The sequence below is a fragment of the Lysinibacillus odysseyi 34hs-1 = NBRC 100172 genome (genome assembly GCF_001591965.1).
Taxonomy (GTDB): Bacteria; Bacillota; Bacilli; order Bacillales_A; family Planococcaceae; genus Lysinibacillus_B; species Lysinibacillus_B odysseyi.
The window spans coordinates 63423-70343 of sequence record NZ_BCVX01000017.1 but is presented as its reverse complement, the minus strand read 5'-3'; the positions used below and the strand labels follow the sequence as shown (position 1 = coordinate 70343).

6 protein-coding genes and 4 tRNA genes are annotated in these 6921 nt (G+C 42.2%); 9 read left to right on the top strand and 1 reads right to left on the bottom strand.

The genetic code is table 11. The features are described from left to right. Nucleotides 1–4 precede the first annotated feature (4 nt). From BOD01S_RS21250 to BOD01S_RS21225, 6 genes are all read left to right on the top strand, one after another. Nucleotides 5–81 (top strand) — tRNA-Ile (locus tag BOD01S_RS21250). A gap of 10 nt (nt 82–91) precedes the next feature. After that, nucleotides 92–166: transfer RNA gene (locus tag BOD01S_RS21245), tRNA-Asn, on the top strand. Between the two features lie 7 nt (nt 167–173). Then, nucleotides 174–264: transfer RNA gene (locus tag BOD01S_RS21240), tRNA-Ser, on the top strand. Nucleotides 265–266: 2 nt separating this feature from the next. Beyond that, nucleotides 267–338: transfer RNA gene (locus BOD01S_RS21235), tRNA-Glu, on the top strand. Nucleotides 339–452: 114 nt separating this feature from the next. Continuing rightward, entirely contained in the window at nt 453–1211 is a 759-nt protein-coding gene (locus tag BOD01S_RS21230; protein WP_036151001.1) for a MerR family transcriptional regulator, read from the top strand. A gap of 265 nt (nt 1212–1476) precedes the next feature. Then, nucleotides 1477–1827: a TraR/DksA C4-type zinc finger protein gene (locus BOD01S_RS21225; protein WP_036151004.1), complete on the top strand. Its 351-nt coding sequence runs from the start codon at nt 1477–1479 to the stop codon at nt 1825–1827. Nucleotides 1828–1901: 74 nt separating this feature from the next. On the opposite strand, the gene BOD01S_RS21220 is transcribed toward BOD01S_RS21225, so the two are convergent. Further along, complete coding sequence (locus tag BOD01S_RS21220) at nt 1902–2822, bottom strand: 1,4-dihydroxy-2-naphthoate polyprenyltransferase (protein WP_036151006.1); 921 nt, start codon at nt 2820–2822, stop codon at nt 1902–1904. Nucleotides 2823–3017: 195 nt separating this feature from the next. Between BOD01S_RS21220 and BOD01S_RS21215 the strand changes: the two genes are divergently transcribed. Genes BOD01S_RS21215 through menH form a run of 3 tightly spaced genes read left to right on the top strand, consistent with a single transcriptional unit; the run spans nt 3018 to nt 6917 of the window. Then, nucleotides 3018–4397: an isochorismate synthase gene (locus BOD01S_RS21215; RefSeq protein ID WP_036151007.1), complete on the top strand. Its 1380-nt coding sequence runs from the start codon at nt 3018–3020 to the stop codon at nt 4395–4397. Next, nucleotides 4390–6111: a 2-succinyl-5-enolpyruvyl-6-hydroxy-3-cyclohexene-1-carboxylic-acid synthase gene (gene menD, locus BOD01S_RS21210; RefSeq protein WP_036151009.1), complete on the top strand. Its 1722-nt coding sequence runs from the start codon at nt 4390–4392 to the stop codon at nt 6109–6111. The genes BOD01S_RS21215 and menD overlap by 8 nt, the downstream gene beginning before the upstream one ends. Beyond that, nucleotides 6099–6917 (top strand): 2-succinyl-6-hydroxy-2,4-cyclohexadiene-1-carboxylate synthase, encoded by an 819-nt coding sequence (gene menH, locus BOD01S_RS21205; protein ID WP_036151011.1) that lies wholly within the window; start codon nt 6099–6101, stop codon nt 6915–6917. Before menD ends, menH begins: the two co-directional genes overlap by 13 nt. Nucleotides 6918–6921: the final 4 nt, after the last annotated feature.

Sequence of the window (6921 nt, the reverse complement as noted above, 5' to 3'; positions counted from 1 at the left end):
AGACGGGCCTATAGCTCAGCTGGTTAGAGCGCACGCCTGATAAGCGTGAGGTCGATGGTTCGAGTCCATTTAGGCCCACCATATAGTTTATTCCGAAGTAGCTCAGTGGTAGAGCAACCGGCTGTTAACCGGTTGGTCGTAGGTTCGAGTCCTACCTTCGGAGCCATTTTTTTGGGGAAGTACTCAAGAGGCTGAAGAGGCGCCCCTGCTAAGGGTGTAGGTCGCGTAAGCGGCGCGAGGGTTCAAATCCCTCCTTCTCCGCCATTGGCCCGTTGGTCAAGTGGTTAAGACACCGCCCTTTCACGGCGGTAACACGGGTTCGAATCCCGTACGGGTCATCAAAAATCCGAAACGATTATTTAATCGTTTCGGATTTTTTTATGTTTTCTATAGTTAATTACTTGACCTTATCGTTACGTAAACCCTTATAGTTAACAACGAGGTGAGATATAATGTACATCCATGAATTAGCCAAATTATCGGGTATAACGACGAGAACTTTACGTTATTATGATGAAATTGGCTTACTTATCCCTGAAAAGAAGATAGAAACGGGATATAGAATTTATGAACAGCAGCATATCGACCGATTGCAGCAAATTTTGTTTTTTCGGGAATTGGGTATGCCACTGGATCAAATTAAAGATATTTTAAATGCAGAAGGCTTTGAGCAATTGAAGAGTCTACGACAGCACCAAAAGGCATTGTTGCAGAAAAAACATTATATTATGGGTCTGCTGGAAACAGTGGAAATGAGTATCCAATCAATCGAGGAGGGTTTAACTATGACAAATGAACAGAAATTTGAAGGATTCAAACAGCAGATGATTGATGATAACGAACTGAATTTTGGAAAGGAAATACGGGGAAAGTACGGAGAAGACTCAGTATTAGCTGCCTATAGCAAGATTCAAAATATGACAGCAGAGCAATATAAAGCTGTACAGGAACTTGAAGGAAGGTTGTTGGAACGCTTAAAAGAAGCAATGGAATTAGGGGATCCAACGGCTGCGATAGCAGAGGAAGCTGCTGAACTTCATAAGCGCTGGCTTTGCTTTTACTGGCCAAAATATACAAAAGAAGCACATGCAGGCCTTGCCCAAATGTATGTGGCAGATCAGCGGTTTACTGAATACTATGATAGCCGTGCAGGCTCGGGGGCAACTCAATTTCTAACAGCAAGCATTGTCCATTATACACAGATGGATTAAATGTTCTTCGTACCCTTCTATGTTTAAAAACTTCTATAGAGGAAATAAAACTGTATATGTTAAAGCCATTAGCTAATGGAACATTTTTAGCTTGCAGGATTAGTAGACCGTGCTAAAAAGAGTATATGTACTGCGTCTGGCTTTTTCTACTCGGTTTATTACCTTCTTTATATAAAAGCAGGAATATAGATTTGCCTTTCAATCTACATTGATATACTCCGATTCTTTTATCTAGGATCTATTAAATGTCAGGAGGGTGCTTTTAGTGAGACAGACACAATTAAATCATTTGAAAAAAAAATTACAGTGGCAGCTAAGAGAGACAGAAGGTTTATTAGCAACAGAGGATGAAGTAGAGTCTACAGAATTAACGGATTTTGATAGGAATCATCCCGCAGATATGGCAACAGATTATACGACTCTAATTACTGAAATGGCCATCGAGGAATTCCGGGAAGAGGAAATAGAAGAAATAAAAGTTGCCCTGCAAGCTATAGAAGATGGCACATACGGTCGATGCCAGATTTGCGGAAGGGAGATTCCATATGAACGGTTAGAAGCGCTGCCAACAGCTTTAACATGTATTGACCATGCGGATAAAGAAGTGGTGGAATAAAAAAGGAGTTCCCATAAGTACAGACTTATAGGGAACTCCTTTTTCTTTAAAATACTGCTATAAAAATTACATAATTAGAAAAGTAAATAATCAATTAGCAAGCCGATTGCTAACAGGAACCCAAAGATAGTATTTGTTTGGGCGGTGAATTTCATTGCAGGCATTACCTCAAGCGGTTCCTTTTTAAGGCGGAAAATATCAATTGCCTTAATAGGTTTGGGAATGCTGAGCAATACAATTAATGCCCAGTAAGTAATACCATCAATAATAACCAAACCTGCTATCCATAGATAAGACACGATAAAAAATAAGGAAAGGATATAAACCGCGTTGCTGCGACCCACTAAAATGGCCATCGTTTTCCGTCCGCCTTCCGTATCTCCGACAATATCCCTTATATTGTTGGAAAGCATAATCGCACCTACTAGGACCATACTAGGCACTGATAGTAAAACAGCATCCAGTGTCACTGTATTTGTTTGGATAAAGAAGGCGATTAATACTATGCCCATTCCCATCACAATACCTGAAACGAGTTCTCCAAATGGAGAGTAAGCAATCGGATAAGGTCCGCCTGTATATAAGTAGCCGATCAGCATACAGACAAGTCCGACTGCTGCTAACCACCAGGAGCTCATCGCACATATATAAATACCTAACAGCAGAGCAATGCCGTAAAAGCCTAAAGCAATGCCCATAATAGTGCCTGGTGACACACCATGGCGTACGATTGTGCCCCCAATACCTACAGAATTTTCATTATCAAGACCCAATTTATAGTCGTAATACTCATTAAACATATTCGTAGCAGCCTGAATGAGCATGCTTGCTACGAGCATGGCAAAGAATAACAGGAAATTAATATTTTCCCCTTCCACCGTTAAGGCGATGGTTGTCCCTAAAAAAACAGGCACAAAAGAAGCGGTTAATGTATGAGGCCTTGTAAGATGCCACCATACTTTAAAGCCCCTCTCGGCTTCAATGACTTTGGTCATACGTAAATTTCTCTCCTTCAACTAAACTGTACTATCCTATTTTATACGAACAGCAAGAAAAAGGGTAGAGGTGTGCCTTTCTCGTACAGGTTTAAGACAAAAAGTGATATGATAATATAGATATTGTTGAAAAATGTACGATGGCAATTAGAGCTTGTTTCATTAGCTTATTTTGCAAAGACGGAGGTAATTTTCATGCAACAAAAGTGGTACAATGCCACTGAAGTAGAAGTGGGCTCTTTGAATGTAAAGCGCCGTTTTTATATGGAAACAATTGAGGTAAACCGGCTATCAGCCCTTGCTTTCTTTGCTGCCGGTGAAAAATATAAGGGTGAACGGTATTTTTGGCAAAACCGCGAAAAAACTTTTACGCTTGTAGGCCTTGGACATGCTTATACAATTGAGAATAATACCGGACATACACGGTACGATGAAGTGGCACAGGAATGGAAGCAGTTAACGAAAAATATTGTAAAAGAAGAGGATCTGCAGCCAATCTTATTTGGCGGGTTTACATTTGATCCGCAAAATAAGACATTAGGTGAATGGTCTGCCTTTCCGCACAGCTTTTTTGCCGTTGCAACCTTCCAGCTGGTTATCCGCCATGACAAAGCATTTGTGAGCATTCACTATATTACGGAAAAAGAAAATAGTGCACAAATATTTGACCAATTAAGACAGGAGCGGGATCATCTTATCCATGCTGCACAAGTAAAGGAAGTAAAAACATATGAAAAGCCTGTCATGACAAGCTATCAAGAGCCATACAAGGAAGAATACTTACAATCGATTCAGCAGGTGACAGATTGCATTAAAGCAGGGGAGGCACAAAAAGTAGTCATTGCCCGTTCATTAGCTCTTCAATTTGAAGAAAAGGTAGCATCTCCTCAGATTTTGTCACATGTCATTCATGAACAGCCGGAAAGTTATCTATTCGGACTTGAACATGACGATATGTTATTCTTCGGCGCCTCTCCCGAACGACTGGTAAAGGTAGAGGAAGGACATGCTTTTTCTTCCTGTGTAGCAGGCTCTATCCGGCGCGGCCAAACATCAGATGAAGATAAGGAATTAGGACAGGCCTTATTAAATGATGAGAAGAATCTTGGCGAGCATCATTATGTGGTCGAGATGATTACAGAAACATTTAAGAAAAACTGTTCAAATGTGAAAGTGCCTAAGCAGCCGAAACTATTAAAAATACGTGATATTCAGCATTTGTATACACCTGTAGAAGGTATATTAAATAAAGACGCAACAATCCTTCAGCTTGTGAAGCACTTGCATCCTACGCCGGCTTTAGGTGGGGTACCACGTCAAGAAGCGATGGAAATGATTCGTGCTTTCGAGCAGATGAACCGTGGTCTTTATGCAGCGCCGATTGGCTGGGTTGATGCAGATGGCAATGGCGAATTTGCAGTGGCGATTCGTTCAGCTGCCCTAGTAGGTGACCGTGCCTTTTTATATGCAGGTGGCGGCATTGTAGAGGACTCTACACCACAGTCCGAATATGAAGAGACATTGGTGAAATTCCGTCCGATGCTGCGCGCCTTAGGAGGAAATTTAGGTGAGTGAACGTGAAATATTATCAAATTATGTATACACAATTATTGCAAGTTTAGTGAATAATGGGGTAGAGCAGGCAGTCGTTAGTCCAGGTTCACGCTCCACTCCATTAGCTTATGCAATCGCACATACAAAGGAAATTGAAATGTTCCGACAGGTGGATGAACGGGCAGCAGGATTCTTTGCTCTTGGCCTTGCGAAGGCTTCAGGAAAACCTGTTATTTTACTATGCACATCAGGTACAGCAGCAGCCAATTATTATCCTGCAATTGTAGAAGCGAAAAATGCACGCATTCCTCTTATTGTGATAACAGCCGATCGCCCGCATGAATTGCGTGAAGTAGGGGCACCACAGGCGATCAACCAGCTTCATTTATATGGAGAGCAGGTAAAATGGTTTGCTGAATATCCCATTCCGGATGAGGCAAAGCAAACATTGCCTTTTGTTGAACGGCATACGGCGAGGGCTATTGCTGTTGCTATGAGCGCGCCGTATGGACCTGTTCATATAAATATTCCGTTTCGAGAGCCGTTATTAATTGATTTTAAAGAACTTCCGACATCTCGCTTCACTGCAGCAGTGGGGAATAAATACGGGTTGGCACCAGAAGCTCGACAGTTGATAGAGGAAACGGTAACACAGGCGAAAAAAGGCTTGGTTATCGTAGGGGAATTACCATTAAATACAGACCGTAAATTTATTTGGCAATTGATCAGAAAGTTAGGATGGCCGGTCATTGTAGAAAGCCTTTCAGGACTACGCGGAAGTGTACCGAAAGGCTGCGAGCCATACATCATTTCAACTTACGATGCCATTTTGAAGAATGCAGCATTTAGGCAAGCGGCTGCACCAGATACAGTTATTCGTATCGGTGCGCAGCCTGTATCGAAGTTTTTATCCAACTTTTTAATGGAAGCAATGCCAAGCAAGTATATAGTAATTGATGAAGACCCAATGTTCCGGGATTCCACCCATATGACAACACATGCGATTCATGCTTGTGTCAATGAGTCATTTAATGAAATTGTTGTGAATTCCGTGGCGGACCGTGTATATACAGAAATATGGCAGCAGGCTCAGCAAAAGGCGCTCTCACATATTGAGCACTATATTGAACAGGAAAAGGACGAAGGTGCTCTTGTCGGTATGATGATGAACGTATTGCCTGAGCACAGTGATGTTTTTGCTTCCAGCAGTATGCCGATCCGTGATATTGATACATTCCATATGCCGACTGTAAAGGATATCCGTATTGCAGCAAATCGCGGTGCCAATGGAATTGATGGAGTTATGTCCACTGCTCTTGGCTACAGCGCCGCTACTCCGTCGAGACATTCCTACTTACTAATTGGAGATTTAGCATTCCTGCATGATAGTAATGCTTTTGTAGCTGCTCGTTATCAGCAGCTGGAGATGACTGTAATCGTAATGAATAATGATGGCGGCGGGATTTTCTCTTACTTGCCCCAGGCTTCTGTAGAGCGGCATTATGAGGATCTTTTCGGCACACCGACTGGATTAACCTTTGAACATCTAGCAGCGATGTACGACTTACACTATACAAGAGCTGAAGATAAACAAGCGTTCGAACAGGCGCTGGCTGAACCGAAGCAAAAACCTATTCGTTTAATTGAGGTAATGACAGATAGAGAGGAAAACCTACTTACACACCGCAAATTATGGCAAGTGATTAATGAGGAGCTGGATACATGGCTTTCTTGAAAATAAATGGGATGAATGTCCATTACCATATTTGGAATGATACATCCGATCCTGCAATTGTCATGCTGCATGGGTTTACTGGCTCCACTCATACATGGGTACCTATTGCCCGGCAGCTTTCCGGCTTCCGGGTGATAGCCATTGATTGTACCGGGCACGGCAAAACAGACAGCCCTGCCGATGTGTCACTGTATGAAATGGATTACCAAATTAATGTATTAGAAGAAGTATGCAGGCTGCTTCAGCTGGACAGGTTTAGCCTTGTCGGTTATTCAATGGGTGGACGAATTGCCCTTAGCTATGCTCTGAAATATCCCACCCGAATCGATACACTTTTTTTGGAAAGCGCATCTCCCGGCTTGAAAACCGAGGAAGAGCGGATAGCAAGAAGACAGGCTGATAGCCAGTTGGCTGATAAAATAGAAGACAATGGTATCAAAAGTTTTGTAAATGGCTGGGAAAACATCCCTCTTTTTGCTACGCAAAAGTGCCTTCCGGCAAGCGTTCAAGAGCAAATCCGAAAAGAGCGCTTAGATCAGTGTGCTCAGGGTCTCGCAAACAGTCTGCGAGGCATGGGCACAGGAATGATGCCGCCATTATGGGACAGACTAAAAGAGCTACAAATGCCAGTAACATTAATAACGGGAAAGCTTGATACAAAATTTGATAATATTGCCCGGGAAATGACTGCATTAAACAAAAAAGTGCGGCATTTGACAGTAAATGACGTCGGACATGCAATTCATGTGGAAAATCCGTCAGAGTTTGCTACAATAATAAAGGAAACGATTTCATACATTCGATAGGAGG

Bases quoted from the DNA above. Each gene is read 5' to 3' on its own strand.
- menH (WP_036151011.1), top strand. From the start codon at position 6,099: ATGGCTTTCTTGAAAATAAATGGGATGAATGTCCATTACCATATTTGG.
- BOD01S_RS21215 (WP_036151007.1), top strand. From the start codon at position 3,018: ATGCAACAAAAGTGGTACAATGCCACTGAAGTAGAAGTGGGCTCTTTG.
- BOD01S_RS21230 (WP_036151001.1), top strand. From the start codon at position 453: ATGTACATCCATGAATTAGCCAAATTATCGGGTATAACGACGAGAACT.
- BOD01S_RS21220 (WP_036151006.1), bottom strand. From the start codon at position 2,822: ATGACCAAAGTCATTGAAGCCGAGAGGGGCTTTAAAGTATGGTGGCAT.